This is a genomic window from Niveispirillum sp. (assembly GCF_052437035.1).
GTDB lineage: Bacteria > Pseudomonadota > Alphaproteobacteria > Azospirillales > Azospirillaceae > Niveispirillum.
In genome coordinates this window covers 1,077,427-1,103,538 of record NZ_JBQVOH010000001.1, presented here as the reverse complement: position 1 = coordinate 1,103,538, position 26,112 = coordinate 1,077,427, and the positions used below count along the sequence as shown (strand labels likewise).

Annotated in this window: 20 protein-coding genes, 3 tRNA genes and 1 pseudogene; 12 read left to right on the top strand and 12 right to left on the bottom strand. The window is 61.5% G+C overall.

The window, feature by feature from the left end; all coding sequences use genetic code 11:
* Positions 1–156: 156 nt before the first annotated feature.
* Positions 157–1,039 (top strand): annotated as a pseudogene (locus ACT6Q8_RS05265) (ISNCY family transposase); the annotation flags it as partial.
* 20 nt (positions 1,040–1,059) lie between these two features.
* On the opposite strand, the gene ACT6Q8_RS05260 reads toward ACT6Q8_RS05265, so the two are convergent.
* The gene (locus ACT6Q8_RS05260) at positions 1,060–1,983 is read right to left on the bottom strand and encodes a LysR family transcriptional regulator (protein ID WP_444734482.1); all 924 of its coding nucleotides are present in this window, start codon (positions 1,981–1,983) and stop codon (positions 1,060–1,062) included.
* Between the two features lie 103 nt (positions 1,984–2,086).
* On the opposite strand from ACT6Q8_RS05260, the gene ACT6Q8_RS05255 reads away from it, so the two are divergent.
* Complete coding sequence (locus ACT6Q8_RS05255; RefSeq protein ID WP_444734483.1) at positions 2,087–2,956, top strand: NmrA family NAD(P)-binding protein; 870 nt, start codon at positions 2,087–2,089, stop codon at positions 2,954–2,956.
* 66 nt (positions 2,957–3,022) lie between these two features.
* Here the strand turns inward: ACT6Q8_RS05255 and ACT6Q8_RS05250 are convergent, their stop codons facing one another.
* The 5 genes from ACT6Q8_RS05250 to ACT6Q8_RS05230 form a co-directional block, all read right to left on the bottom strand.
* A complete protein-coding gene (locus ACT6Q8_RS05250; protein ID WP_444734484.1) occupies positions 3,023–4,990 on the bottom strand; it encodes a methyl-accepting chemotaxis protein in 1,968 nt (655 codons plus the stop codon).
* 226 nt (positions 4,991–5,216) lie between these two features.
* Positions 5,217–5,591 (bottom strand): GcrA family cell cycle regulator, encoded by a 375-nt coding sequence (locus ACT6Q8_RS05245; RefSeq protein ID WP_082372212.1) that lies wholly within the window; start codon positions 5,589–5,591, stop codon positions 5,217–5,219.
* Positions 5,592–5,854: 263 nt separating this feature from the next.
* On the bottom strand, positions 5,855–7,306 hold the full coding sequence (locus tag ACT6Q8_RS05240; RefSeq protein ID WP_054167580.1) for an NADP-dependent isocitrate dehydrogenase: 1,452 nt from the start codon (positions 7,304–7,306) through the stop codon (positions 5,855–5,857).
* A 441-nt stretch (positions 7,307–7,747) separates the two neighbouring features.
* The gene (locus ACT6Q8_RS05235; protein WP_054167579.1) at positions 7,748–8,938 is read right to left on the bottom strand and encodes a vWA domain-containing protein; all 1,191 of its coding nucleotides are present in this window, start codon (positions 8,936–8,938) and stop codon (positions 7,748–7,750) included.
* A gap of 54 nt (positions 8,939–8,992) precedes the next feature.
* Positions 8,993–10,366, bottom strand: a complete 1,374-nt coding sequence (locus tag ACT6Q8_RS05230; RefSeq protein WP_156344541.1) for an adenylate/guanylate cyclase domain-containing protein — start codon at positions 10,364–10,366, stop codon at positions 8,993–8,995.
* Between the two features lie 386 nt (positions 10,367–10,752).
* Here ACT6Q8_RS05230 and ACT6Q8_RS05225 point away from each other — a divergent pair, with 386 nt between their 5' ends.
* Positions 10,753–11,214 carry a spore coat protein U domain-containing protein gene (locus ACT6Q8_RS05225; RefSeq protein WP_444734485.1) on the top strand — a complete coding sequence of 154 codons (462 nt, stop codon included), beginning with the start codon at positions 10,753–10,755 and terminating at the stop codon, positions 11,212–11,214.
* 65 nt (positions 11,215–11,279) lie between these two features.
* Positions 11,280–11,744 (top strand): spore coat protein U domain-containing protein, encoded by a 465-nt coding sequence (locus ACT6Q8_RS05220; RefSeq protein ID WP_444734486.1) that lies wholly within the window; start codon positions 11,280–11,282, stop codon positions 11,742–11,744.
* A 7-nt stretch (positions 11,745–11,751) separates the two neighbouring features.
* Here ACT6Q8_RS05220 and ACT6Q8_RS05215 read toward each other — a convergent pair whose 3' ends face one another.
* From ACT6Q8_RS05215 to ACT6Q8_RS05205, 3 genes are all read right to left on the bottom strand, one after another.
* On the bottom strand, positions 11,752–12,129 hold the full coding sequence (locus tag ACT6Q8_RS05215) for an Mth938-like domain-containing protein (RefSeq protein ID WP_054167575.1): 378 nt from the start codon (positions 12,127–12,129) through the stop codon (positions 11,752–11,754).
* A 45-nt stretch (positions 12,130–12,174) separates the two neighbouring features.
* Positions 12,175–12,249 (bottom strand) — tRNA-Asn (locus ACT6Q8_RS05210).
* Between the two features lie 98 nt (positions 12,250–12,347).
* Positions 12,348–12,422 (bottom strand) — tRNA-Asn (locus tag ACT6Q8_RS05205).
* Between the two features lie 176 nt (positions 12,423–12,598).
* Between ACT6Q8_RS05205 and ACT6Q8_RS05200 the strand changes: the two genes are divergently transcribed.
* Complete coding sequence (locus ACT6Q8_RS05200) at positions 12,599–13,207, top strand: NUDIX domain-containing protein (protein ID WP_444734487.1); 609 nt, start codon at positions 12,599–12,601, stop codon at positions 13,205–13,207.
* A gap of 43 nt (positions 13,208–13,250) precedes the next feature.
* On the opposite strand, the gene ACT6Q8_RS05195 is transcribed toward ACT6Q8_RS05200, so the two are convergent.
* Positions 13,251–13,324: transfer RNA gene (locus tag ACT6Q8_RS05195), tRNA-Cys, on the bottom strand.
* Positions 13,325–13,548: 224 nt separating this feature from the next.
* Here ACT6Q8_RS05195 and ACT6Q8_RS05190 point away from each other — a divergent pair.
* From ACT6Q8_RS05190 to ACT6Q8_RS05170, 5 genes are all read left to right on the top strand, one after another.
* Complete coding sequence (locus ACT6Q8_RS05190) at positions 13,549–14,214, top strand: protein-L-isoaspartate O-methyltransferase family protein (protein WP_082372211.1); 666 nt, start codon at positions 13,549–13,551, stop codon at positions 14,212–14,214.
* A 20-nt stretch (positions 14,215–14,234) separates the two neighbouring features.
* Positions 14,235–14,567, top strand: coding sequence for a rhodanese-like domain-containing protein (locus ACT6Q8_RS05185; RefSeq protein ID WP_245924149.1), 333 nt, complete (start codon positions 14,235–14,237; stop codon positions 14,565–14,567).
* 2 nt (positions 14,568–14,569) lie between these two features.
* Positions 14,570–15,961 (top strand): TolC family outer membrane protein, encoded by a 1,392-nt coding sequence (locus tag ACT6Q8_RS05180; protein WP_054167573.1) that lies wholly within the window; start codon positions 14,570–14,572, stop codon positions 15,959–15,961.
* Between the two features lie 372 nt (positions 15,962–16,333).
* Entirely contained in the window at positions 16,334–16,732 is a 399-nt protein-coding gene (locus ACT6Q8_RS05175; RefSeq protein WP_308421099.1) for a DUF2497 domain-containing protein, read from the top strand.
* Positions 16,733–16,836: 104 nt separating this feature from the next.
* Positions 16,837–19,521: a valine--tRNA ligase gene (locus ACT6Q8_RS05170; protein ID WP_444734488.1), complete on the top strand. Its 2,685-nt coding sequence runs from the start codon at positions 16,837–16,839 to the stop codon at positions 19,519–19,521.
* An 88-nt stretch (positions 19,522–19,609) separates the two neighbouring features.
* Here the strand turns inward: ACT6Q8_RS05170 and ACT6Q8_RS05165 are convergent, their stop codons facing one another.
* Positions 19,610–20,467, bottom strand: coding sequence for an ATP-binding protein (locus tag ACT6Q8_RS05165; protein ID WP_444734489.1), 858 nt, complete (start codon positions 20,465–20,467; stop codon positions 19,610–19,612).
* A 212-nt stretch (positions 20,468–20,679) separates the two neighbouring features.
* Here ACT6Q8_RS05165 and yajC point away from each other — a divergent pair, with 212 nt between their 5' ends.
* Both yajC and ACT6Q8_RS05155 read left to right on the top strand, forming a co-directional pair.
* Positions 20,680–21,021, top strand: coding sequence for a preprotein translocase subunit YajC (gene yajC / locus ACT6Q8_RS05160; protein ID WP_054167500.1), 342 nt, complete (start codon positions 20,680–20,682; stop codon positions 21,019–21,021).
* Between the two features lie 525 nt (positions 21,022–21,546).
* Positions 21,547–24,564, top strand: a complete 3,018-nt coding sequence (locus tag ACT6Q8_RS05155) for a TonB-dependent receptor domain-containing protein (protein ID WP_444734490.1) — start codon at positions 21,547–21,549, stop codon at positions 24,562–24,564.
* A gap of 180 nt (positions 24,565–24,744) precedes the next feature.
* Here the strand turns inward: ACT6Q8_RS05155 and mgtE are convergent, their stop codons facing one another.
* On the bottom strand, positions 24,745–26,100 hold the full coding sequence (mgtE, locus tag ACT6Q8_RS05150; RefSeq protein ID WP_444734491.1) for a magnesium transporter: 1,356 nt from the start codon (positions 26,098–26,100) through the stop codon (positions 24,745–24,747).
* Positions 26,101–26,112: the final 12 nt, after the last annotated feature.

The following is a 26,112-nucleotide window of genomic DNA, read 5'->3' as shown; positions in this document are numbered from 1 at the left end:
CAGCAGCAAGCTGGCAGCTATCAGGCGAACCGACTACAATGCACTGCAACCCAGTCGCACTTCAGCGTGAATCCGCCGCGCAAAGTTAAAATGTCAGTTCTGTGCAAGATAGAAATGTCAGTCTCTGGATCGGTTTGACCGGTTTTGGGGGCTGTCATGGGCTGGCTGATGATGAGCGATGGGGATGTACGGCGTGTTGAGGTACTGGCAGAAATCGAGAGTGGTCAGCTTGGGGTTTCGGACGCGGCTGGGATATTGGGCCTGAGTGAGCGCCAGGTTTGGGCGTCTTCTGGATCGCTACCGGTGTGATGGCGGTGGCGGGATTGTCCATCGAGGCCGGGGCCGACCGTCGAACCACCAGATTTCAAAGGGGGTTCGCGAGCTGGCACTGGAGTTGGTTCGTCTGCATTACCATGATTTTGGGCCAACATTGGCGGCGGAGAAGCTGGCTGAACGGCACAAGCTTGTGGTGTCGCGGGAGACGCTTCGGCACTGGCTGGCGGAGGCTGGTTTATGGCGCACCAAGGCACAGCGACGTCAATTTCACCGCCCTCGCCTTCGGCGGCAATGCCAGGGTGAGTTGGTACAGATTGATGGGAGCGAGCATCGCTGGTTTGAGGACCGCGGGCCGCCGCCCTGTAGCTTGCTGGTGTTTGTGGATGACGCGACGGGCTGGCTGATGGCTCTGCGGTTTGTGGTCTCGGAGAGTACCTTCAGCTATTTCGAGATTTTGGCGGCCTATCTGCGCGACCATGGGCGGCCATTGGCCTTTTATTCGGACAAGCACACGGTTTTCCGGGTGGCCCGCAAGGATGCCAAGGGTGGCCAGGGGATGACGCAATTCGGGCGTGCCCTGGCGGAACTGGGGATTGAGATCCTGTGTGCGAACTCCAGCCAGGCCAAGGGCCGGGTGGAGCGGGCGAACCGGACTTTGCAGGACCGGCTGGTCAAGGAACTGCGTCTGGCGGAGATAGACAGCCTGGAGGCTGGTAATGCGTTTCTGCCGGGTTTCATGGCGCAGTTCAACGAACGGTTCGCAAGCGCAATTTTCGTTGAAAATCAGTCTGTCATGGACACGCCTTCACGTAGTGCGCTGACGACTTCGCGCCGAAACCATGTGTGGGCCTGATCGTCTTGAAGCCGTTCATGCCACGCGACGCTGACATCGAAGCCGCCAAGGTCGATTGGCGTAGGCAGGATGGCTAGCGGTGCCAGAACGGCTATCCGCCTTGCCAATCCGGATGGCACCGTCAAGACCATATCGGTCTGTGCCACCACAAGGGGGGCGGCCATGAAATGCGGAAGCCTGACGGCGACATGGCGCGACAGGCCACGCTGAGCCAGGGCCGTATCCACGGCCCCACCGCCACGCCCCGTCACGGTAACCAGGATATGGGGCATCGCTACAAACCGTTCCAGCGTCAGGCCGTCGCTGACAACCGGATGGTCGGCGCGCACCAGACAGGAAAAGGCCGAACGATAGACCTTGGTGGCGTGAAAGCCTGCGCGTATCTGCGGGTGGTAACCGACCGACAGGTCAGCCTCCCCCGCTTCCACAGCAACCAACGGGTCGCCGCGGAAGCCGATGATCTCCAATTCCACCCCCGGCGCCGTCCGGTGGAGGCGGCGGGCCAGCGTGGGCATAAGTTCCATGCTTTGCACATCGGGGCACAGGATACGGAACCGGGCCTGATGCGATGACGGATCAAATTCCGGCGCTGTCAACAAACCGCGCACCCCCGCCAACGCCCGGTGCAACGGCTCCTCCACGGCCAACGCGCGCGGGGTCGGGACCAGACCGTCGGGTCCCCGCACGAACAGGCGGTCATCGAACAAGGACCGCAGGCGGCCCAGAGCCCGGCTCATCGCCGGCTGCGACAGGCCGACAGCATCCGCCGCCTTCGTCACGCTGCGCTCCCGCAGCAGCGCTTCCAGTGCTGTCAGCAGATTAAGATCAATACCCGCTAAATTCACTTGGTGCATATTAAGTATAATATGCATTCATTTTACGCATGTAAACAGCCGCGTCATTCTTCCCTTCGACAAGGGGCGGGCCGCGAGTGGTCCCGACCAGAGATAGGAGAGAATGATGTCGTTGTTTGCTGTAGCCGGTGTATCCGGCAATACCGGTGCTGCCGCTGCCAATGCCCTGCTGTCGCGGGGGCATGGCGTGCGCGTGATCGTCCGCGATGCCGGCAAGGGCGCCACCTGGGCAGCGCGCGGGGCTGAGGTCGTGGTAGCTGACCTTGGCGACATCCCTGCCCTTACCCAGGCCCTGCGCGGAACGGATGGGGCCTTTCTGTTGAGCCCGCCGCGCTATGACATTGCTGACCCGATTGAGGCGGCGGCCCGGACCGGAACCGCCCTTGCGGCGGCCAGCAAGGCAGCCGACCTGCCCCTTGTCGTCGTACTGTCCTCCATCGCCGCCCAGCACACCACTGGCACGGGCATGATTAAGACCAATAACCGGGTGGAGACGGCGTTCAAAGCGGCTGGAGCCAAGGCGACCTTCCTGCGGGCCCCGTATTTCCTGGAGAATCTGGGCTCGGTACTGCCATTGGTTCAGGAACAGGGACTGCTTCCCAGCTTGATTGATCCCGATCAGCGGATGGACATGATCCCGGTTCGTGATATTGGCGCCGCCGCTGCCGATCTGTTGACTGGCATGGCTGCCGCGGCCCCGGTCGTGGAACTGCACGGGCAAAAGCCGGTCACGATCCGGGAAGTTGGCGCCGCCTTCGAACAGGTAATGGGTAAATCGGTACAGGTCCTGGGTGTGCCCGCGCAGGGTTGGGCGGAAGCGATCGCCCAATGGGGCCTGCACCCGTCTGTGCAGAAGGAATTCGTGGAAATGTATACCGGCATCGCGGATGGGACTGTGGATTGGGAGGGTCACTCTGCCCTGCACGGTGCGACCACGCTGACCGAATGGGCACATCACATCCTGAACCGTTGATAAAGATCGGGCCGGACGGGTTGCCGTCCGGCCCAGTTTTCACCTGTTACCGGGAGCGTGAACCGGTCAGGCGGCGCGTGCCTCCGTGAGGTAACGTTCAACCTGTTGCGACAGCTTGCCTGCACCCAGGCTCAACTCGTCCGCGCTGCTCCGCACCTGAGCGGCGGCGGCCCCGGTTTCACCGGTAGCTTGGTTGACCCCGCTGATATGTTCGGTGACGTCACGGGTACCGGCAGAGGCCTGGGAGATGTTGCTGGCAATCTCGCGTGTGGCGGCCTGCTGCTGCTCCACAGCCGCGGAGATGGCGGCGGCTGTGGCGTGCAGTTCACGGATCATGCCCGTCATGCCGCGCAGGGCGCTGCCGGCACGGCCGGACGCGGCCTGGATTTCCTCGACCTTCTGACGGATACGGTCGGTTGCCTGCGCGGTCTGGGTCGCCAGCCCCTTCACTTCGCCCGCGACGACGGCAAAGCCCTTGCCCGCCTCACCTGCCCTTGCTGCCTCAATGGTGGCGTTCAGCGCCAACAGATTGGTCTGGCTGGCGATGGCTTTGATCAACTCCACCACCTCGCCCACTTCCCGTGCGCTCTCGGTCAACTGACGCATCAACTCGTCGGCCTGCCCGGCCTCCTTCACAGCCATGCTGGTGCGGCTGTTCGATGCCTCAGCCTGACGACCGATCTCCTGAATGGAAGCGGCAAGCTCCTCAGTGGCGCTGGCCACGGCGGCGACGTTGGCGCTGGCTTCCTCGGCAGCGGCGGCGACGGCCACCGACTGCCCGCTGGCATTGTTGGCCGTCATGCTGAGGGCATCAGCGGCGCGGGCCATCTCGTCGGCAGCCTGGGCCACCAGATCAACAACACCCTTCACATTGGCCTCGAAGTCATTGGTGAGATTGACCTGCTGCGTCACCAGCGACCAAGTCAGCATAGGCGCGACATAGCGGCCGTCGTTATCCAGGATCGCGGTCACCCGCAGGTCCATGACCTCACCACCCAGCTTTATCTTGGTCCGGTGCGGCAGGTTGGCGGGGTTGGACAGCAGGCGGCGCTGATGTTCAGGATGCTTATGCAGGATGTCGATCGACTGGCCCACCATCTCCTCAACCTTGCAGGGCAGCAGATGTTCGACGGTCTTCAGCACCTCGGCGCTGCGCTTGTTCATATAGTTAATGCGGAAATTGTCGGCAGGATCGCAGGTCATCACGCCCAGCGGAGCATCCGCGATCATCTGGGCCTGGGCAAAGGCCTTGGCGACGGTACCGCGCAACGTATCGAAGGCCCGGGCGATGCGTCCGATTTCATCCCCGCGGGTCCAGGTCAGCGCGGGCGGCGTCTTGCCACCCGCCAGTTCGCTGATCAGAGTACTGACCCGGTTGAGCGGCGCCACCACGAGGCGGGCCAGACCGACGGCTGATAACAGAGCTGCCAGGGCCGCACCGGCAATCACCAACCAGAGCACTGTCAACATCCCATGCAGGCCGTTATCAGCAATCTCCGTGCGCTGAACGAGTTGCGTACGCTCGGCTCCTTCCACGGCGTCGAGCGCCGTGCGAAGGCGGGCGATGATCGGGGCGCTGACATGCTGGGCCACCATATTGCGGGCCGCTTGAAGCCCGCCCGTCTGACTGGCCAACGCGATCTCACGGTCGGCAACCTGGGTCCGCCAATCGGCAGCGGCCGCCGCGATTTCCCGCAACTGGGCCTGCTGTGTCAGGTCGGCGCTGGTAAGGCTCATAGCCTCCTCCATTGCCTTATCAAAGCGCGTGCGGGCCGGCGTCAGCGGAGACAGGAATTCCTTGTCGCCCGTCACCAGAAAGGCGCGCAGCGCGCTTTCCTGCTGCTGGATTGATTGCTGCAAGGTCGAGACCTTGTCCAATACCTGATAGCTTTCGGTGTTCAGATCAACCGCTTCATGTGTCCGGTTCAAGAAGCTGGTGATCCCGACACCGGAAAGGGCGACGACACTGATTACTATACCAAAGGCTAGTGACAGTTTGCCTGTAACCGAAAGGTTAGAAAGATAAGACCGCATGGCACGCTCCTGTTCTGGCGCGGCGATTTCTTCGCCTGCGCTTAACGTGCGCCTCGATTATTACCTGAACTTTAACCTCTGCTGTTGACATGGTTGAAATATTGGAAACTATCCATTTGCACAGAAAATATATGTAGATAGTTCGGCAAGCATATCAATCGGCAAAAAGAAACCCCGGCATCTTTCGATGCCGGGGTCATCCTTGTCACCGTTCAGTCAGGGGCTTTCAGGCCACGCCCAACTTGCGGTCATCTTCGCGCTTGCGGGCTGGTTGATAGGCGATAGCCGCATGTTCAGCGCAATAGGGCAAACCATTCAAGGAGGGCTTGCCACAGAAATGGAAGTCAGGCGACTTCGGATCGCCAACCGGCCACTTGCACATCCGTTCCGTCAGGGAAAGGATCGTCGCACCCTTGGTCGGCTTCTTCTTGATGGGCGACGGCCGACCGGACAGACCCAGACGATGCGCCTTACCAATCACGGCATTGCGGGTGACATTCCCCAACAGCTCGGCGATCTCGCTGGCGCTCATGCCTTGACCCCAAAGCTGGCGCAGCTTCTCAACGCGCTCTTCGCTCCAGGTGCTTTCCGTCGCTTCCACGCTCCAGGTCCCCTTGTGCTATGGCAATTACCGACACCGGAACAGATAGTTCACCACATTTGCGGGTCTAGCCCCAGACCCTGCGGATCGCTGTCTTATCCATTATCCGGCCACTAAATATAGTGGCCTCTTGGATGTGAACCTACCAAATTTGATTCGGCTTGGGTAGAGGGCGCGGTACGGATTCCTGTGGGTAACTCCGTTACCTATCCAAAGGGGGAAGGAGGAGTATAGGCCCCCTTCCCCCACCTCATCCTTTGCGCTTACTGCCCGGCGGCGGCAGAGAAGCCGTTGGCGCCATCAAAGCTGTACAGGCTGGCCGTCTGCACCACGTCCAGGCCGGCATCGGCGAAACGGCCCAGAAGGCTGATGATGGCAGCCGGGCTGACGGGTGCCTTGCCATCGCCCAGCAGGCGCAGGCGCCAATGATCGGTGCAGAAGGTTTCCGGCGCCCCATCAGGCCAGACCTTCTGACCGCGATTGGAGATCATCGACAGCTTCAGATCGCTGCCGATCAGGCCCGCTACACGCGCTGCCATGTCGTCGCCATTGCCGCCCTTATGGTCCAGGAACACGTCGACGCCGATCAGCTTCTTCTCCTGACGCGCATAATCCTTCAAGGCGATGCCGGCAAAGCTGGCCTTCTCGCCCACCTGATAGGAGGCGGGGATCAGCTGGGTCGGGCGCTCACCCAGGCGATCGATCAGGTTCTGTGCGAAGTCGCGGGTGCCGACGCGGGCCTTGGAGACGCCGCGCTTGAAGATATCGACAGTGTGGATGCCGTCTTCGATCATGCGCAGCCAGGCATTGTGGATCTTCTCCGCCGCCTCGGCCTGGCCGATATGGACCAGCATCATCACCGACGCCAGGATCAGGCCCGACGGATTGGCAATGTTCTTACCGGCGATGGTGGGGGCAGAGCCGTGGATGGCCTCAAACATGGCGCACTGGTCACCGATATTGGAGGAGCCGGCCAGACCGACCGAACCCGTGATCTGGGCCGCGATGTCGGAAATGATGTCGCCATAGAGGTTCAGCGTGACGATCACGTCGAACTGTTCGGGCGTGTCGGCCAGCCGGGCAGCGCCGATATCGACGATCATGCTTTCATGTTCGATATCGGGATATTCGGCAGCGATCTCATCAAAGACGCGATGGAACAGGCCATCGCTGATCTTCATGATGTTGTCCTTAACGAAGGCCGTCACCTTGCGGCGATGGTTCGCGCGGGCATATTCGAAGGCGTAACGGATGATCTTTTCCGAACCGGGCCGGGTGATCAGCTTTACCGCCTGGGTCACTTCCTGCGTCTGGCGGTATTCGATGCCTGCATACAGGTCTTCCTCATTCTCGCGCACGATGACCACGTCCATGGTCGGGTGCTTGGTCGAGACGTAAGGGTGATAGGAGACGCAGGGGCGGATATTGGCATAAAGGCCAAGGGCGCCACGGATGGTCACATTCAGCGACTTGTACCCGCCCCCCTGCGGCGTGGTGATCGGGGCCTTCAGGAAAACCTTGGTGCGGCGCAGGCTGTCCCAGGCGCTCGGCTCCATGCCGTTCATGATGCCGCGCTTATAGACGCTTTCACCGATCTGGATTTCTTCGAAGGCCAGATTGGCTCCCGATGCCTGCAGCACTTCCAGCGTGGCGTCCATGATCTCGGGGCCGATGCCATCGCCGCGCGCAATGGTAATGGGGGTAGGTTCGGTCATGTGATGTTCCTTTTCGTCAATGCCCGTCCCCTTCAGCGGGGTTTGCCGGGCTTGGCGAGCGGCAAGTTAATCCCGTTACCGTTTGTGCACAATCGCATCGAAGGTCGGGGCGGCCCTGACCCGGCGACACAAGTCACGGACGACAAAGAACTTTTGTGTCGAAACGACGCCTGTCCCCGATATTTTTCGTGACAAGGGGACGAACCGGCCCTGTGAAACATTATGCACCATCCCATCGGCGCGTGTTTCACAGGGTGGGCCGACCGGCCCTGTGAAACCCTGTGCAACATCCATGTCGGCGATGTTACGTGGCGTGTGCCCCACTCACCGACATATGGGAAACCCTACGCAACACGGTTTCCCGGCGTGTTTCACAGCGGATGCAGATAGGGTGGAGCGGCAATCAGCCTAACAAAAAACCGATGCCAGGGGGAGAGTTGATCAGCGCATCAGTTCCCGCATGCCGGCGTCCAACCCGGCCAGGGTCAGCGGATACATGCGGCCCTCCATGATCTTCTGGAAAATCCCGATCGACTGCGTATAGGTCCAATAACGCTCATCCGACGGGTTCAGCCAGATTGAATGCGGGTATTTGTCCAGCAGGCGGCGCATCCAGACGATGCCCGCCTCCTCGTTGAAATGCTCCACCGAGCCGCCGGGCTGCGTGATTTCATAAGGGCTCATCGAGGCATCGCCGACAAAGACCAGCTTATAGTCGGGACCATAGGTATTGATCACGTCGAACGTGGAAAGCCTCTCCACATGCCGGCGCTTATTGTCCTTCCACACGCCCTCATAGACGCAATTATGGAAGTAATAATATTCCAGGTGCTTGAACTCGCCCCGCGCGGCGCTGAACAATTCCTCGCACAGGCGGATATGGTCGTCCATGGAGCCGCCAATATCCAGGAACAGCAGCACCTTCACGGCATTATGCCGTTCCGGCACCATCTTGATATCCAGCCAGCCGGCATTGCGAGCGGTTGAGCTGATCGTGTCGGGAAGGTCCAGCACATCGGCGGCCCCCTGGCGCGCGAATTTGCGCAGACGGCGGAGTGCCACCTTGATGTTGCGGGTGCCAAGTTCGACGCTGTCATCCAGATTGCGGAATTCCCGCTTGTCCCAGACCTTCACGGCGCGGCGGTGGCGGCTGCCATCCTGGCCGATGCGCACACCCTCGGGATTGTAGCCATAGGCGCCGAACGGACTGGTCCCTGCCGTACCGATCCATTTATTGCCGCCCTGATGCCGGTCCTTCTGTTCGGCTAGCCGCTGCGCCAGTGTCTCCATCAGCTTATCCCAGCCGCCCAGCGCCTCGATCTGCGCCTTCTCCTCGTCGGTCAGGAATTTCTCCGCCAGTTTGCGCAGCCATTCCTCGGGAATGCGGGCCGTCAGCTCCTCAGCGCCGATGGCAGAGGAACCTTCCAAGCCTTTGAAAACAGTTGAAAACACCCGGTCAAACTTATCCAGGTTGCGCTCATCCTTCACCAGGATGGCGCGCGACAGGTAATAGAAATCCTCCACCGCATAGCCCGCGATGCCGGCCTGCATCGCCTCCATCAGCGCCAGATATTCCTTCAGGCTGACAGGCACGCCGGCCTTGCGCAAGTCGTAGAAGAAGCCGGTGAACATGGGTTTTCACGCATTTTTGAAAGGGCAGAGAAGGCCAGAATAGCAGGCCCCGGCTCAGGCCGCGACATCGTCGCGCAAGACCAGGGGCCGGTACCACAGGGCGATGGCGCCATCACGCCCGCGCAGGGGCATTTCCTCCACCCGGCGATATCCCGCCAGTGCCGCCTCACCATCGGTGACCAGGGCCGCACCCGCCACCTCATCGGAAATGACAATGCCGGCTTCCAACTCGCGGGTCAGATGCATCAAACGGCTGGCGACATTCACCGTATCCCCGATGACGGTGAATTCCAGCCGCTGATCCGACCCGATATCACCTGCCACGACAGCTCCATAATGCACACCGATGCCCAGCCCGACCGACGGCAGGCCATGGGCTGCACGTTCACGGTTCCAGTCATGGATGGCATCCTGCATGTCATGGGCACAGGCAAGGGCCGCCGCGGGGTCCCGACCACTGGGGGCAAGCAGGCCGAAAGTGGCCATCACGCAGTCGCCGATATATTTATCGACTGTGCCGCCATGGGTGAAGACGGCCTGTTCCATGCGGATGCGGAACTGGCGCAACAGGTCGATGATCTCCGAAGCTGGCGCATTCTCGCACAGGCGGGTAAAACCTGTCAGATCGGCAAACAAGACGCAGACGACGCGGGTATTGGGTTGCGACAGGGGGCTGTCGCTGGCCGCCAGCCGTTCCACCATGTCGGGCGAGAAGTAGCGGGCCAGGTTTGCCCGCTCACATTCCGTCGCGGCCTGACTGACCAGCAGCATCTTGGACCGCCGTACCGCCGCCGCCAGGGTCAGAGCAACCAGCATCAAGATCAGCACCTGGCTGAGCCAGCCGGGCAGGTCGATATAATAGGGGTCCAGCATGACCTCGAAAATCTCGTTCAGGCTGGTGCTGTGAAAGGGCCAATCCATCGGCATCGTGAAAGATCGCGGCTCACGCAGGGCATGGACGACCACCGCCGACCAGGACAGGACGGCGGTCAACCCGCTCCAAACCACCAGGGCCGGTCGCTGCAACGTGGCAGAACTGACCACCATCAGGAAGAAGACCGCGAACCAGACGCTGCGCGTGGTCAGGGCGGCCGGCATCACCTCCCCGCTGAAAACCACAGGCACTGTCATCACAGCCGCAATTGCCGCGTGATCGAAGGCGACCGACGCGAACAGGTGCCATGGCCGGAATGCCCTTGTCCGGTGCAGCGCCCACAGACCCATGCCGTTGCAGGCCAGAATGGCGATGCAGATATAACCCGCAATGTTGCCGACCGATTGGTCCAGGGCGGTGATCCAGCTCAAGATCGCGCCCAACCCGATCAGCCGCGCCCAGGTGGCCATCTCGATGCTGCGCGCCTGTTCGCGCGCGAACACGGCCTTCAGCCGCGCCTCCGCCCCCAGGTTGCGATCCGACAGGTTGCTCATGCCACCCTTCCCCACCGCCTTTGCCGACGGTGCCGTCCCCTGTTTACCAAGTTAACGCGACAATGGGTCTTTATGACAGGGCCAAGCATCAACCCACCCCAGCCGATCCCGCAAGCCGGGCGACGATGAACGGCAATCATGGAGGGTTGATGGCAAGGATGTGGTTTTACACATCCTTTGTTTGCGACCCTATATGCCGGTTGTTGCATTTTGCATTTAATATAGCAGTATTTGAATTATGCAATGCATGATGAAATGGTTTTGCGCCTGAAACAGTCATTTTCAGCCCGGAATCTTCCCATATCCGATTGGCATACCCCATGCAGCAGGAGTGATCAGAAAGGCAAACGCCTTCCCGCTATAAAAGAACCGACGGAGCCGACATCATGAACAAGTTCTTCGCCAAGACCGCCGCCGCCGCTGCCATCGCTGTTGCTTTCGCGGCCCCGGCCATGGCCCAGAATGCGTCCGGCACGATTGCGCTGAAGGGCAATGTCGCTCTGTCCTGCACCATCGCCGTCCAGGACTTGAACCAGTCTCTGGCCCTGAAGGCCGGTGAGAATGCCAAGACCGTCGGTTCGGTCACCGAGACCTGCAATTCCGGCTCCGGCTACAAGATCACGCTGGCTTCGGCCAATGCCGGCAAGCTGAAGTCCGGCAACTTCACCATCGACTATCAGGTGAACTATGACGGCCAGGGCGGCGCGCTGACCAGCCAGATGGTTGTTGACCGCGCCACGGCGCAGTTTGGCAAGAAGTCCGACCTGAAGGTCACCATCGCCGCCTCCGACCAGTATATCGCTGGTGACTATGCCGACACGGTCACCGTGACCATCGCGGCCAAGTAAGTTTGCCGACCAAACCCCGCCCGAAACCGGGCGGGGTTTTCCATATCCGGACAAAGAGGTGCAGAATGCGCCGTGTACTGGTCCGGGCCGTTCTGGCCCTGCTTCTCTCATCAACCGCCCTGATGCCCGCCGCCATGGCGCAGAGCACGGGTGGCAATTTGTCATTGCGGGGCAACATGCCCATGTCCTGCGCCATCAGTGTGCAGGACAATAACGTCATCTGGAACCTGACCAGCGGCGAAGGGTCGAAGACGGTCGGGTCGGTGACGGAGAGCTGCAATGCCGGCAATGGCTATTCAATCAGCCTGGCGTCGGCCAATGGCGGCAAGATGAAAAGCGGCGTCAACGAGATCGCCTACTCCGTCGATTACGACAGCAACGCCGGCAACCTGACCAGCCAGATGGTCGTCCAGCGTGCGACGGCGCAGTTTGGCAAGAAGTCCGATCTGAAGGTGACGGTGCCGATTTCCAATCAGCATGTGGCCGGCGACTATGCCGACACGATCACAGTGACCATCGCCGCCCGGTGAGGCTGGATCAGACCGTCAGCAAGGCGGCGGCCACGCGCCGCCCCTCGGCCAGCAGCACATTATAAGTGCGGCAGGCGGCGGGACTGTCCATGACATCCAAGACCAGACCCTGCTCCCGCAGCACCTTGCGCAGGACCGATGGCAGCAATTGCATGCGGGCACCAGAGCCCAGCAGCAGCACATCCGGCTTTGGGTCGGCAGCAAGCACAGCGGCGAAATGATCGACGGTCAGATCAGCGAAGCCGGGTACATCCCAGGCAATGGTGCGATCGGGAAAAACGATCACAGCCCCCTCATGCACCACGTTGGACACCCGGAAACGGCCAGGGGCATAGGTGTCGATGACCTGACGATCAGCCGGGATTATGGGGGTGATATCGACCATGTCGGGGATATTCCGATAGGCCCGACTATGCGGGCCAGGTTGAAATGGCTCCCAGGGAGGGATTCGAACCCCCGACCGGGCGGTTAACAGCCGCCTGCTCTACCACTGAGCTACCTGGGATCAGGCCATTTCCAACACTGGAACTACTATGATACGCGTGCCAATCGCACCCCTGAATGAACAGGGCCGGACGCTTTTGGGCATCCGGCCCTGCCGATTGGCTCCCAGGGAGGGATTCGAACCCCCGACCGGGCGGTTAACAGCCGCCTGCTCTACCACTGAGCTACCTGGGATCAGTACTCACGTCACGGCGCGTTGTCGACGCCGCGTCGTGCGGTGGCCGGGCTTATAGCCAACCCGATCCGGGTTTGTAAACCCCTGTTTCGCGATTTTGCGCATTTTCTTGATCGGGGTGGAAAATCCCTGTGATTCCAGTAGCCTGAACCCATGTCTGACAAGGGGGACACGCATGCGCAACCATGACCCGGACGCCAATCCCTGGCGCACGCTGACCCGCCGTCCGGTTTATGAGAATCCCTGGATCCGGGTGGATCACCATGAAGTGGTGAAGCCCAGCGGCGATCCCGGCATCTATGGCTTGGTCCATTTCCAAAACCATGCCGTCGGCGTGGTCCCTGTGGCGGCGGACGGAACGACCTGGCTGGTGGGGCAGTACCGTTACCCGCTGAACCGCTACAGCTGGGAAATCCCTGAAGGCGGCGTGCCGGCGGGCGAGGATCCCGCCGCAGGCGCCCGGCGAGAGCTGCGGGAGGAAACGGGCCTGACCGCTGCCTGCATGATCCCCATCATCCCCCGCGTGGCCCTGTCCAACAGCGTGTCGGATGAGGAAGGCACGCTTTATGTGGCCTGGGACCTGACAGAGGGAGAGGCGGAGCCGGATGATACCGAACAGTTGCGGCTGCGCCGTCTGCCCCTGCGTGCGGCACTTGATATGGCCTTGTCAGGGGAGATCACCGACAGCCTGTCGCTTCTGGCCCTGCTGCGCCTTCCCCTGCTGCTGAAAGCTGCGGATACGCCGGCGGATCTGCGCGCAGCACTGATGAAGGGCTTGGAGTGAGAGCAAAGAAAAAGGCCCGTCGCGGGGACGGGCCTTTTAATTCTGGAGGCACGGCCGGGAATCGAACCCGGATTCACGGATTTGCAGTCCGTTGCATCACCATTCTGCCACCGCGCCATCGGTGCCGCCGTTCGGCATCGCCGTCCGGGGTGGGGCCGGTATATAGACGGGTGCCGCCACCAAGGTCAAGGGCCTGAAAGAAGAATTCCGTCGCACGGGTCTGTGGTGCAGCCGCAACATTGTGTTCCGCGGGCGGGACGGATATATAGCAGCGTGGGTTCCCGCTTTCCGGCGGCTGCGCCCACCCGCCCTTTCCTTTCCCCAGCGCGACAGACACGTCCATGATGGCCACCACCGAATATAGCGCCGCCCGTCTGAACATGGTCGAAGGCCAGATCCGGCCCAACAAGGTGACCGATCAGCGTGTGGTCGATGCCTTTCTGGCTGTGCCACGCGACCAGTTCGTGCCTGAAGGCCTGCGCGGCGTCGCCTATGTCGACAAGAGCATCCCGGTCACCAGAAGCCGCTATCTGCTGGAACCGATGGTCCTGGCACGCCTGCTGAACGACGCGAAGATCGAGTCCACGGATATCGTCCTGGATGTGGGGACCGGCACCGGTTATTCCGCCGCTGTCATTGGCCGCCTGGCCGCCACAGTCGTGGCGCTGGAATCGGACAGCGAACTGGCCGCCTTCGCCAATCAGGCGATGCAGACCCAGGGCGTGGACAATGCCGCCGTCATGCATGGCCCGCTGAATGCCGGCTGGGCCAAGCAGGCGCCGTACAACGTGATCATCGTGCAGGGTGCGGTTGCCGCCGTGCCCCCCGCCCTGCTGGACCAGCTGGCTGAGGGCGGGCGTCTGCTGGCTGTTGTACTGCCTGAAAGCGGTCAGGGCGTCGCCCGCCTTTATCTGAAGACTGGTGGACAAGTGTCCAGCCGCATCCTTTTCGATGCATCGGCGGCCCTGCTGCCGGGCTTCGAAGCCAAGGCCGATTTCCAGTTCTGATTCAGTATCCGGAGGGTTCTGTGCGCCCCATCACAGACAATGAGCTGACGGTGGAGGATTTGGCGGACAGGCTCCGGACGGATGACGGGATTGTCGTGCTGGATGTACGTGAATCCTGGGAAGTGGAACTTTGCCATATCGCGCAAAGCATCCACATTCCGCTCGGGCAATTGCCGTCAGCCGTGGCGGCATTGCCAGAGGACCGCGATATCGCGGTGCTTTGCCACCACGGCATGCGAAGCGCGTACGCCACACAATGGCTGCGCACCCAGGGTTTCGACCGGGCCATCAATCTTGCGGGCGGAATCGACGCTTGGGCCCGGCGTATCGATCCGACCATGAAGGTGTATTGACCATGGACTCCAGCCGTCTGAAGCAGTCCCCGACCAGCCTGATCCTGCGCCGCGTGGCGCGCGCCGCTCTGCCGGCCGTGGCCCTGGCCTTCGGACTTGGCCTTTCCCCCGCCAGCGCACAGTCCCTGCAGGACGCGTTGGCCCAGGCCTATCAGTCCAATCCGACCCTGGACGCCGCCCGGGCACAGCTCCGCGCCACGGACGAGTTGATCCCGCAGGCCAAGTCCGGCTTCCTGCCGACCATCAACGCCAATGGTAGCGCCAGCCGCAATCTGCAGAAGAACGGCCCGGTTGAGACCTACTGGACCGAGAAGTCGGTCGGTGCCGAAATCGTGCAGCCGCTTTTCCGTGGTGGCCGCACCGTTGCCAGCCTGAGCCGCGCCGAAGCGCTGGTGCAGGCGCAGCGCGCCACCCTGCAATCCACCGAGCAGTCGGTGCTGCTGGCCGTTGCCCAGGCCTATTCCGACGTGGTTCGCGACGAGGCGGTTCTGCAGCTGACCGTGAATAACGAGCAGGTGCTGAAGCGTCAGTTGGAAGCGGCCAATGACCGGTTCCGCGTGGGTGAAATCACCCGCACCGATGTCAGCCAGTCCGAGTCGCGTTTGGCCCTGTCGACTTCCAACCGCATTGCCGCCGAAGGTGCCCTGAACGCCAGCCGCGCAACCTTTGCCCGCCTGATCGGTGCGGTGCCGCAGGGCCTGACCCAGGCCGCCCCGCTGACCGGTCTGCCGGCCTCGCTGGACGCCACCATCGCGCTGGCGGAACAGAACAATCCGCAGGTTCTGGCGGCCAAGTTCTCCGAACGGGCTGCTGACGCCGCCGTCGATCAGGTCGCGGGCGAGTTGCTGCCGACCGTGTCGCTGGTCGGTTCCTACAGCCGTACCTGGGATCGCCCCGGCACCCTGGGCGATCTGGACAATGGCGCGATCATCGCCCGCGTGACGGTTCCGATTTACGAGGCCGGTGGCACCACCGCACGCGTGCGTGAAGCCAAGCAGACCGCCTCGCAGCGCCGTATCCAGATCGACGAGGCCGTTCGTGGCGCCCGCGAAACCGGCATCCGTGCCTGGGAAGCGCTGAGCACGTCCCGCGCCTCCATCAAGTCGCGCAATGAGCAGGTGCGTGCCGCCAATATCGCCCTGGAAGGCGTGCGTCAGGAAGCGACTGTCGGTTCGCGTACCGTCCTGGATACGCTGGACGCCGAGCAGGAACTGCTGAACGCCCAGGTCGAACTGGTTCGTGCACAGCGTGACGAGGTTGTGGCCAGCTTCCAAGTGATGGCCGCCACCGGTCAGCTGTCGGTCGGCAGCCTGGGCCTGCCAGTCCAGACCTATGATGTGGAAGCGCATTACAACAGCGCTTCCGGCAAGATCTGGGGTCTGTCGGCCGATTGATTCGGCAGCATTTGACGCAAATAAGCGCCAGCAGGGGAGGCCAATCGGCCTCCCCTTTGCTTTTTGGCCGCCTTCAGAGCCGATTCTTCAATCCTGTTAACAAGTTCGTGGAAATTTCTCGCGTTCTGCCCTAGGCTTGCCAACGAATTCGTGGAAGGTCAGGTTACGCGCGAAATGGCCGACAAAGGGTCCTCACAAGAACCATCGATGGAAGAGATCCTCGCTTCCATTCGTAGGATCATTTCCGAAGATGGCGAGACGCCGGGCGAAGAGGCACCTCCTCCTCCCCCGCCGCCGCCACCTCCCCCACCACCCCCGCCCCCTCCTCCCCCGCCGCCACCTCCCCCGCCGCCGCCGCCGCCTCCGCCCCCCATGGCGATGATGATGGAGCCGGAGCCGGAGCCCGATTTCGGGCCGGTTGAGGAAGAGCCGCTGGAACTGACCCAGATGGTTCAGGAGGAGCCTGAATATTACAGCCCGCCGCCCCCGCCGCGCCGTGCGCCCCCGCCTGAAGATGGCGGGCTGATTTCCGACTATGCCGCCGACGCGGCAAGCCGTGCCTTTGCGTCCGGTCTGGCCGGTTTCCGCCGTGGCGGGCCCAGCCTGATGGGCGATGGCCCCGTCGGTCGGGGCGACGTCACGCTGGAACAGATCGTTTATGAGATCGTGCGCCCCATGATCCGTGAGTGGCTGGATGACAATCTGCCCACCATGGTTGAACGTATGGTCAAGCGTGAGATCGAGCGGGTAGTACGGCGCGGCCTCGACTGACGCGCTTGCCTGCTTTGACGTGAACAAAAGGGGCGGCGCCTTGCTGGTGCCGCCCCTTTTCCTTTATCTAAGCCAATCCCCTTTACCCGGAAGGTCCGGCCATCATGTTGGAAAAGACGTTCTCCCCCGCCGAGGTTGAAGCCAGCCATTATCAGCGTTGGGAGGAGACGGGTGCCTTTGCCGCACACGTCGATTCGAACCAGACGCCCTATACCATCATGATGCCGCCGCCCAACGTAACGGGCAGCCTGCATATGGGCCACGCGCTTACCTTCACCTTGCAGGATATCCTGATCCGGTATCAGCGCATGCGCGGCAAGGATGCCCTGTGGCAGCCCGGCACCGACCATGCCGGCATCGCCACCCAGATGGTGGTGGAACGCAATCTGGGCAAGGAAGGCATCAGCCGCCAGGATCTGGGCCGTGAGAAGTTCCTGGAAAAGGTCTGGGAGTGGAAGGCAGAGTCCGGTGGCACCATCACCACACAGCTGCGGCGCCTGGGTGCCTCCACCGACTGGGCACGCGAACGCTTCACCATGGATGAAGGCCTGAACAAGGCCGTCCGCAAGGTGTTCGTGGAACTGTTCCGCCAGGGCCTGATCTATCGCGACAAGCGCCTGGTCAACTGGGACCCCAAGCTGCACACCGCCATCTCCGACCTGGAGGTGGAGCAGAAGGAGGTGAACGGCAATCTCTGGCATTTCCGCTATCCCATCGATGGGCAGGAAGGCCGTTACATTGTCGTCGCCACGACGCGTCCGGAAACCATGCTGGCCGACACGGCTGTCGCCGTTCACCCCGAGGATGAGCGCTATAAGGACCTGATCGGCAAGTTCGTGCGCCTGCCGCTGGTCGGCCGCCTGATCCCCATCGTGGCGGATGAGTATGCCGATCCGGAGACAGGGTCGGGTGCGGTCAAGATCACGCCCGCCCATGATTTCAACGATTTCGAGGTGGGCAAGCGCCACAAGCTGCCGCTGATCAACCTGCTGGACCGCGACGCCCGCATCGTGCAGGCGTTTGAAGGCTATAAGCCCGGCACCGATGGCAGGTTGGAAGCGTTCAGCGAGCCGGTGCCCGAAGCCTATCGCGGCCTGGACCGGTATGAGGCGCGCAAGAAGGTCGTCGCCGATCTGGAAGCGCTGGAGCTTCTGGAACAGATCGTTCCGCACAAGATGACGCAGCCGCATGGCGACCGCTCCGGCGTCGTCATCGAGCCCTGGCTGACCGATCAGTGGTATTGCGACGCCGCAACCCTGGCCAAGCCGGCCATCGAAGCGGTCGAAACCGGCAAGACCGTGTTTGTGCCCAGGAACTGGGAAAACACCTATTTCGAATGGATGCGCAACATCCAGCCCTGGTGCATCTCGCGTCAGCTCTGGTGGGGTCATCAGATCCCCGCCTGGTACGATGCCGATGGTAATGTCTTCGTGGCGGAGACCGCTGAAGAGGCGCAGGCCCTGGCCGGCGCCGGTGTGGCCCTGACGCGCGACAGCGACGTTCTGGACACCTGGTTCTCGTCCGCCCTGTGGCCGTTCAGCACGCTGGGCTGGCCGGAAAAGGTGCCTGAGCTGGACCGGTATTATCCCGGTGACGTTCTGGTCACCGGCTTTGACATCATCTTCTTCTGGGTTGCCCGCATGATGATGATGGGCATCCATTTCATGGGCGATGTGCCGTTCAAGACGGTCTATATCCACGCCCTGGTCCGCGATGAAAAGGGCCAGAAGATGTCGAAGTCGAAGGGCAATGTCATCGACCCGCTGGAAGTGATCGACCAGTATGGTTGCGACGCCCTGCGCTTCACCCTGACGGCCATGGCTGCACAGGGCCGCGACATCAAGCTGGCGGTGAACCGCGTCGAAGGCTACCGCAACTTCGCCACCAAGCTGTGGAACGCCGCCCGCTATGCGGAGATGAACCAGGTGGCGCAGGTGCCGGGCTTCGACCCGGCGGGCGTGAAGCTGACGGTCAATAAGTGGATCGTGGGCGCGGTGCAGCAGGCGGCGGGCCGCGTCACCGACGCGCTGGATGCCTACAAGTTCAACGAGGCGGCGAACGGCATCTATCAGTTTGCTTGGAATAGCTTCTGCGACTGGTACCTGGAATTCACCAAGCCCATCCTGAATGGCGAGGATGAAGCCGCCAAGGCCGAAACCCGCGCCACCACGGCCTGGGTTCTGGACCGTATCCTGCACCTGCTGCACCCCGTCATGCCCTTCATCACGGAGGAGTTGAACGAGAAGTTGGGTGGTCAGGGCCAGACCCTGATCTCCGCCCCCTGGCCCCTGCCCCAGGCCGCCCTGATCGATGCGGCGGCCGGTGACGAGATGGAATGGGTGGTGCGCCTGATCTCCACCATCCGTACCGTGCGATCGGAAATGAACGTGCCGCCCTCGGCCCAGTTGCCGCTGCTGCTGAAAGGCGCGTCGGAGGTGACGCGTCAGCGTCTGGCCACCCATCGCGACCTGATCCTGCGTCTGGCCCGCCTGTCGGGTGTGGAGACGACCAGCGAGGATGCTGCCAAGGGCTCTGCCCAGGCCATCCTGGACGAAGCCACCCTGATCCTGCCGCTGGCCGACTTCATCGATGTGGAGAAGGAAAAGGCCCGTCTTGCCAAGGAAATCAGCAAGCTGGCGCAGGACATCGCCAAGATCGACGCCAAACTGTCCAATAAGAACTTCGTGGACAAGGCGCCGGAAGAGGTGATCGAGGAACAGCGTGAGCGCCGGGCGGAGGCCGACACGGTGCGGGCCAAGCTGGCCGATGCGCTGACCCGGCTTGGGTAAAATGTCCGAGCATTTCCCGAACAGTGCATAAGAAAGGCGGCGTCCAATGGGCGCCGCCTTTTTGTTTGATGACCCGTGCGGTGAGGTATCAAACCAGCCGCTTGCCCGTTGCACCGGCCAGATCCTGGATCAACTGCCACGCCACGCGGCCCGACCGGTTCCCACGCGTCACCGACCATTCCACGGCGGCGGCATGCAGCTGATCCACCGTCAGGTCCAGGCCGTAGGCGGCGGCATAGCCCTCCACCATGGCAAAGAAGCTGTCCTGATCACAGGCATGGAAGCCCAGCCAGAGGCCGAAACGGTCGGACAGGCTGATTTTTTCCTCCACCGCCTCTGACGGGTTGATGGCCGTGGACCTCTCATTCTCGATCATGTCACGCGGCATCAGGTGGCGGCGGTTGGAGGTGGCGTAGAGCACGACATTATCGGGCCGCCCCTCGATACCGCCTTCCAGCAGGGCCTTCAGCGATTTGTAGTCGCCATCATCGTGGCTGAAGGACAGGTCGTCGCAGAACAGGATGCAGCGACGGTCCGATGCGCGCAGCACCTCCAGCAGCTTGTCCAGCGTCGGGATATCGTCACGGTGGATTTCCACCAGCGCCAGAGAGCCCGGCACATCGCGGTTCACCCTTGCATGCACCGCCTTGACGATAGAGCTTTTGCCCATGCCACGCGCGCCCCAGAGCAAGGCATTGTTGGCCGGCAGACCGCGCGCGAAACGCGTGCTGTTCTCCAGCAACCGTGCCTTCTGTCGGTCGATGCCCTTCAGCAGGTCGTAATCGACATAGGCAACGCGGGCCACGGGCGTCAGGGACAAGGTATCGGCATGCCAGACGAACGCGTCGGCAGCAGACAGGTCACCAGTGGCCCGTGCCGGCGGGGCCAGACGGTCCAGGGCGTCGGCGATGCGGGACAGAAGGGGCAGGATATCCTGGTCAGCCATGTCGGTCGGTCGCTCGAAAGTTCAGTGGTACCCCTTGTGCGCGGCGGCGGGCGGGGCCAGATGTGGTGCCCGCACGCTATCACGGGGTCTGTGCCGTGCCGAAGCCCGCTTGCCGCATGGCAGAAGGCCGGTTTCGGTTGCAACGGCCCCGCTGGCTTGTATAGTCCCCGCATCCGGCGTCGCCGGGCTTTGCAGAATTTGAGGAGCAGTTGATGTTCATTTCCACGGCCTATGCCCAGGCCGCTGCCGGTGCGCCGGGTGGCGGCATGGAATCCCTGATGTCGCTGGCCCCGCTGGTGCTGATCTTCGTCGTCTTCTATTTCCTGCTGATCCGTCCGCAGCAGAAGAAGCTGAAGGAGCATAAGGCGATGCTGGAGGCACTGCGCCGGGGTGACAAGGTCGTGACCGGCGGCGGCATCGTCGGCACCATCGTGAAGGTTGCCGATGACGAGGCGACGGTGGAAATCGCCGAAAATGTCCGCGTCCGCGTCCTGCGCTCCACGATCACCACCGTCCTTGCCAAGACCGAGCCGGCCAAGGTGGACGAGAAGTAAGCGCCCTACGGTCCGGGCAGTGGTATCATCAAGTGTATGGCGCTGCTTCGGCTGCGCTATACACTTGAGCGCACAAAACAATCACAACAGGTATCTCTTATCCTGAGAAAATCCATTCGCTCATACTTAAGTTTCTTAATAAAAAACGTTCATAATTTTTGAACTTATCGGAATGCATATCAAGTACATTTCATCGAAATTCCGTTTCAAAACATTATTATATTTGAGATCCATATTTGGTCATCGATATCTATGAGCAACTCCAGCATGGCGATTCTGTATTAATTTCATTTTATCTTAAAGAAACTTATTTATGGCCACAGCAATAGACCTTTGATCTCCCATATATCGTTGCAATATTCCAATCTTTGCATGTGTGTCTAAATTAACACGCATGCTGCATATCTTTATTAACGTCGCTTTTATGTATTTAATTATGCATAGCATGAATGCATCAATCCATCCTCACAAAACGCTGCGGACCGTATCGGACTGTTACCGCGGTAAAATTAAAAGAGGCATGCGATGACAAATGGATCTGTTGCTAACCGTGGTTTGCGCGGACTGCTGCTGCTTGGCGCAGCGACCGCTTGCATGACGGGTTCAGTATCGGCACAGCAGAACAATTCTGGCGAGTTGGTGCTCGAAGAAATCGTCGTTACCGGTTCGCGTATCGCGCGGTCTAACTTGAATTCAACGGTGCCGTTGAATGTTGTCAGCGAAACCGAAATTCGATTCTCCGGTTACACTAACTTGGCGGACGTGGTGTCGGCTGCGCCGCAGTTAGCCCCCAGCCTGAACGGCCAGAGCTCCGGCGGGTTCCTGTTCGTCGGCGGTCAGAGCCGCGTTGATCTGCGTGGTCTGGGTACCAACCGTACGTTGGTTCTGGTGGATGGCAAGCGCCACGTGACAGGCGCTCTCGATAGCCCCGCTGTCGATTTGAACACCATCCCGTCGAGCATGGTTGAGCGCACCGAAGTCATCACTGGTGGCGCGTCGGCCGTGTATGGCTCCGAGGCCGTCGCCGGCGTGGTGAACATCATCCTGAAGAAGGATTTCGAGGGCGCCGAATTCGATGCCTCCTACGGCATCTCTGAAGAAGGCGACGGACAGGAAAACCAGTTCAGCGGCACGTTTGGCGGCAAGTTCGCCGAGGGCAAGGGCTACGTCCTGGTCGGCGTCGAGTATACCAAGGTCGATCCGGTGTTCGCATCGGACCGCAGCTGGGCCGAGCCTGGCATCACCTTCAACACGCTGGTGACGCCGAACGTTTCCATCCCGGCGCCGAAGAGCCGCACCGGCCGTGGCGGCGTGTTCCGTACCCTGGTGGCCAATCCGGGCGCAGGTCCGATCGCCGCCAACGCGCTGGCCGGTGTCTCCATCGATTTCGAGAGCCGTTCTGTCCAGGGCCTGACGGACGTGAACTGCTTGGCAGCGCGCAACGCCGTTACCGCCGCTACCCCGCTGTGTAATGATCCGACGCTGGATTTCACGTCGATCTATACCACCCTGCAGGGTGAGAGCGAGCGTCTGCTGGGCCGGGCCTATGGCTCCTACCAGATGAGCGACTTCGTCAAGGTGACCGCTGAAATCGCTGCGGCGAGCGTCGACAGCTCCAATCCGCGCGCACAGCCGGCCTTCACCGGCACTGCCACGTTCCGGCACAATGTGCGCCGCGATAACGCCTATCTGAACGGCACCGGTGCCAACGCCGTCGAACTGCGCCGCATTTTCGACGCCAACGGCCTGACCGCCCCGACAGCTTCTGCCGAACTGTTCCGCTTCACCGAAGAATTCGGCCAGCGCGTCATCGAGCAGCAGCGCGACATGATCCGCACCGTGGTGGGTCTGGAAGGCGACTTCGAATTCGCCGACCGCAACGTCAAGTGGGATACCTACTACCAGTACGGCCAGTTGGATGGTAAGTCGCTGAACCGCGGCCAGTTTAACAAAGAGCGCTATACCCGCTCCCTGGATGCAGTGATCAACCCGGCGACCGGCGCCCCGATCTGCCGTGACCTGCTGTCCACGGATGCCGGTGTTCGCGCCGCCGCTGCCGGCTGCGTGCCGAACGACTTCCTCAATGGTCCCAGCCAGGCTGCTATCGACTACGCAGCGGCCACGTCTGTGACCGTCGGTCAGGCGTCTCAGGAAGTTGCGGCATTCAACGTTACTTCCGACCTGTTTGAGCTGCCCGCTGGCGCCGTCGGTTTCGCGGTTGGCGCCGAATATCGTAAGGAAGTATCGGATCAGGAGACCGACAGCGCCACGGCACAGGGCCTGCTGTTCACCAACGCTATCCCCCGCCGTCGCGGTGAATACAACGTGAAGGAATATTACGGCGAAGTGCTGGTCCCGGTCCTGAAGGACATGTTCCTGATCAAGGAATTGAACCTGGACGGCGCCTATCGTTGGGCCGATTACAGCACGGTTGGCGGTGTCAGCCAGTGGAAGGTCGGTGCGGACTTCTCGCCCATCGACGATATCCGCTTCCGCGGTACCTACTCTGAGTCGGTCCGTGCCCCGAACATCATCGAACTGTACGCGCCGACCGGTGAAAACTTCACCACTGCGCAGCAGGACCCCTGCGATCGTTCGCGCATCGGCACCTTGACGGGTGAGGCCCGCTCGATCCGTCAGGCCAACTGCGCGCGCGACATCCCCGGCTACAACCCGGATACGTTCAATTCCAACATCGGCACCGGCCGTTCCTCACTGCGCCTGCTGCAGGGTGGTTTCGACGGTCTGCGTGAGGAAGTTGCAGAAACCTACACCGTCGGTGGTGTGTTCCAGCCCACCTTCCTGGAAGGCTTCGCGGCCACGGTCGATTACTATGACATCAAGATCAAGGACGCGATCGCCCTCCCCGCCCTGTCGGGCGTGTTCCAGGCCTGCTACGACACGGCTGGCGGCTCGTCGCTCTGCGATTTGATCGTTCGTGACCAGACCGGTACCCGCACCAGCGTGGTGGGCGGTGTCGATTTCGTTCGCACCACGCAGGCCAACATCGCCGCTTACAAGAACCGTGGCATCGACTTCTCGGTCGCCTACGGCTTTGATGTGGCCAATCTGGCGCCGGACCTGGGTGATGATGGTCGTATCGATCTGACGCTGCAGGGCACCCACCTGTTGCAGTATGACTATGTCTCGCAGGCCGGTCAGGCTCCGCGTAAGTTCGCCGGCACCTCCGGTACGCCGTCGTGGAAGCTGTCGGGTACGGCGACCTACTCCAACGAGACGTTCACCGTGTCGTGGAATACCCGCTTCGAAGACAACATGGTTGCCGACGAAAGCCTGTTGCCGATCGCCGATGGCCAGCCGCTGCCCCGTGATCCGTTCTACACGGGCGACTTCTGGATCCATGACATCCGCTTCCTGTACAACGTCACCCAGGAAGTGGTGCTGCGCGCTGGCGTGCAGAACGTCACCAACGAGCGTCCGCCGAACCACCCCAGCGTCTACACGGGTACCGGCAACGGCACCTCGGCAAACTGGGACAACCGCGGTCGTTATTTCTACACCGGTGTGAACGTCAAGTTCTAAGAACACCAGTGCTTTGCAAGGGGTCGTGGCATCATGCCATGACCCCTTTTTTTTGTTTCGGCCCGTTTGAATTCCGTTTCAAGAAGCTATCGGTTCTGCTCTTGGCATGCTTATCCCGGCGTAGAGGCCCGGCAAGGGGATCAAGCGTTCATCAGCTTACCGATTTCCCAGGGGAAACCGTCACAGCAGGAACAGCGTCGCCAGCCCTAGAAATGATAAGAAACCGACAACGTCGGTGATCATCGTCAGGAACACACCCGACGCGACGGCGGGATCAATCTTCATCCGGTCCAACAGGAACGGGATCAGGCCGCCAAACAGGCCGGCGCAGATCAGATTGATGATCATGGCCCCGGCAATGACCAGACCGATGATGGAATGGCCAAACCAGAAATAGGTGATGCCGCCGACAATACCGGCCAGGGCCATGCCGTTCATCAGGCCGACCAGCACTTCCTTGCCGATCACGCGGGCGGCGTTGGACGTGGTCAGTTCCTTGGTGGCAAGCGCGCGAACCGCAACAGTCAGGGCCTGGGTCCCGGCATTGCCGCCCATGCTGGCCACGATGGGCATCAGGGCGGCGAGCGCCACAACATGGGCGATGGTGGTGGTGAACTGGTTGATCACGGTCGCGGAGATCAGGGCGGTGACCACATTGAAGGCCAGCCAGCGGAAACGCGACCGCGCCGTGGAAAGGACGGCACGATACAGGTCGTCCTCACCGACGCCACCCATGGCCAGCATGTCGGCTTCGGCCTCCTCCTCGATCACGTCCACGACGTCATCGACGGTGATGACACCCAACAGGCGATCGCCCTTATCCACCACCGGGGCGGACACCAGACCATAATTACGGAACAGGCGCGCCACCTCTTCCTGGTCCATGGTGACAGGAATGCGGTGAATATCCTCGTGCAGAATGTCAGCCAGCTTCACACCGCGCTTGGCGCGCAGGACGCGGGACAGCGGTACGGAGCCGATGACCCGGTGCATGGGGTCCACAACGAAGATGTCGTAAAACTGCTCCGGCAGCTCGCTTTCGTCGCTGGTTGCAGCAGCACGCAGATAATCCAGAAGGCCGCCGACGGTCCAGAATTCTGGCACCGACACGAATTGCCGGCCCATCAGACGTCCGGCAGAATACTCCGGATATGTGAGCCCCTCCTCCACAAGCGCCCTGGCCTCGGGCGGCAGGTTGGAGAGGATGGATTGCTGCGCCTCCTCATCGAGGTCCTGGATCACGTCGACGGCGTCATCGGTGTCCAGTTCAGCGACAGCCGCCGCCAGGGCCTTCGGCTCCAGCCGCTCCACAACCTCGTCACGCAGGTCGATGGAAAGATAGGCCAGGATCTCTGCATCGAACTGCGGTCGCAGCAGCGCGATCAGCAGCTCGCGCCGATCCTCATCAGCCTGTTCCAGCAGATCGGCAATATCGGACGGATGCAGCTCGGCCAGAGCCATTGCGGCGCTTTGGGCGTCGCCGGCATCCAGGAAATCCGAAATCTCATGCATCTGCGCCCGCTCAGGCTCCTGCACCTTAAAACCCCA

Excerpts from the sequence above, each read along its gene's own strand:
- ACT6Q8_RS05260 (WP_444734482.1), bottom strand. The coding sequence starts at position 1,983 with ATGCACCAAGTGAATTTAGCGGGTATTGATCTTAATCTGCTGACAGCA.
- ACT6Q8_RS05255 (WP_444734483.1), top strand. The coding sequence starts at position 2,087 with ATGATGTCGTTGTTTGCTGTAGCCGGTGTATCCGGCAATACCGGTGCT.
- ACT6Q8_RS05250 (WP_444734484.1), bottom strand. The coding sequence starts at position 4,990 with ATGCGGTCTTATCTTTCTAACCTTTCGGTTACAGGCAAACTGTCACTA.
- ACT6Q8_RS05240 (WP_054167580.1), bottom strand. The coding sequence starts at position 7,306 with ATGACCGAACCTACCCCCATTACCATTGCGCGCGGCGATGGCATCGGC.
- ACT6Q8_RS05235 (WP_054167579.1), bottom strand. The coding sequence starts at position 8,938 with ATGTTCACCGGCTTCTTCTACGACTTGCGCAAGGCCGGCGTGCCTGTC.
- ACT6Q8_RS05230 (WP_156344541.1), bottom strand. The coding sequence starts at position 10,366 with ATGAGCAACCTGTCGGATCGCAACCTGGGGGCGGAGGCGCGGCTGAAG.
- ACT6Q8_RS05225 (WP_444734485.1), top strand. The coding sequence starts at position 10,753 with ATGAACAAGTTCTTCGCCAAGACCGCCGCCGCCGCTGCCATCGCTGTT.
- ACT6Q8_RS05220 (WP_444734486.1), top strand. The coding sequence starts at position 11,280 with ATGCGCCGTGTACTGGTCCGGGCCGTTCTGGCCCTGCTTCTCTCATCA.
- ACT6Q8_RS05215 (WP_054167575.1), bottom strand. The coding sequence starts at position 12,129 with ATGGTCGATATCACCCCCATAATCCCGGCTGATCGTCAGGTCATCGAC.
- ACT6Q8_RS05200 (WP_444734487.1), top strand. The coding sequence starts at position 12,599 with ATGCGCAACCATGACCCGGACGCCAATCCCTGGCGCACGCTGACCCGC.
- ACT6Q8_RS05190 (WP_082372211.1), top strand. The coding sequence starts at position 13,549 with ATGATGGCCACCACCGAATATAGCGCCGCCCGTCTGAACATGGTCGAA.
- ACT6Q8_RS05180 (WP_054167573.1), top strand. The coding sequence starts at position 14,570 with ATGGACTCCAGCCGTCTGAAGCAGTCCCCGACCAGCCTGATCCTGCGC.
- ACT6Q8_RS05175 (WP_308421099.1), top strand. The coding sequence starts at position 16,334 with ATGGCGATGATGATGGAGCCGGAGCCGGAGCCCGATTTCGGGCCGGTT.
- ACT6Q8_RS05170 (WP_444734488.1), top strand. The coding sequence starts at position 16,837 with ATGTTGGAAAAGACGTTCTCCCCCGCCGAGGTTGAAGCCAGCCATTAT.
- ACT6Q8_RS05165 (WP_444734489.1), bottom strand. The coding sequence starts at position 20,467 with ATGGCTGACCAGGATATCCTGCCCCTTCTGTCCCGCATCGCCGACGCC.
- yajC (WP_054167500.1), top strand. The coding sequence starts at position 20,680 with ATGTTCATTTCCACGGCCTATGCCCAGGCCGCTGCCGGTGCGCCGGGT.
- ACT6Q8_RS05155 (WP_444734490.1), top strand. The coding sequence starts at position 21,547 with ATGACAAATGGATCTGTTGCTAACCGTGGTTTGCGCGGACTGCTGCTG.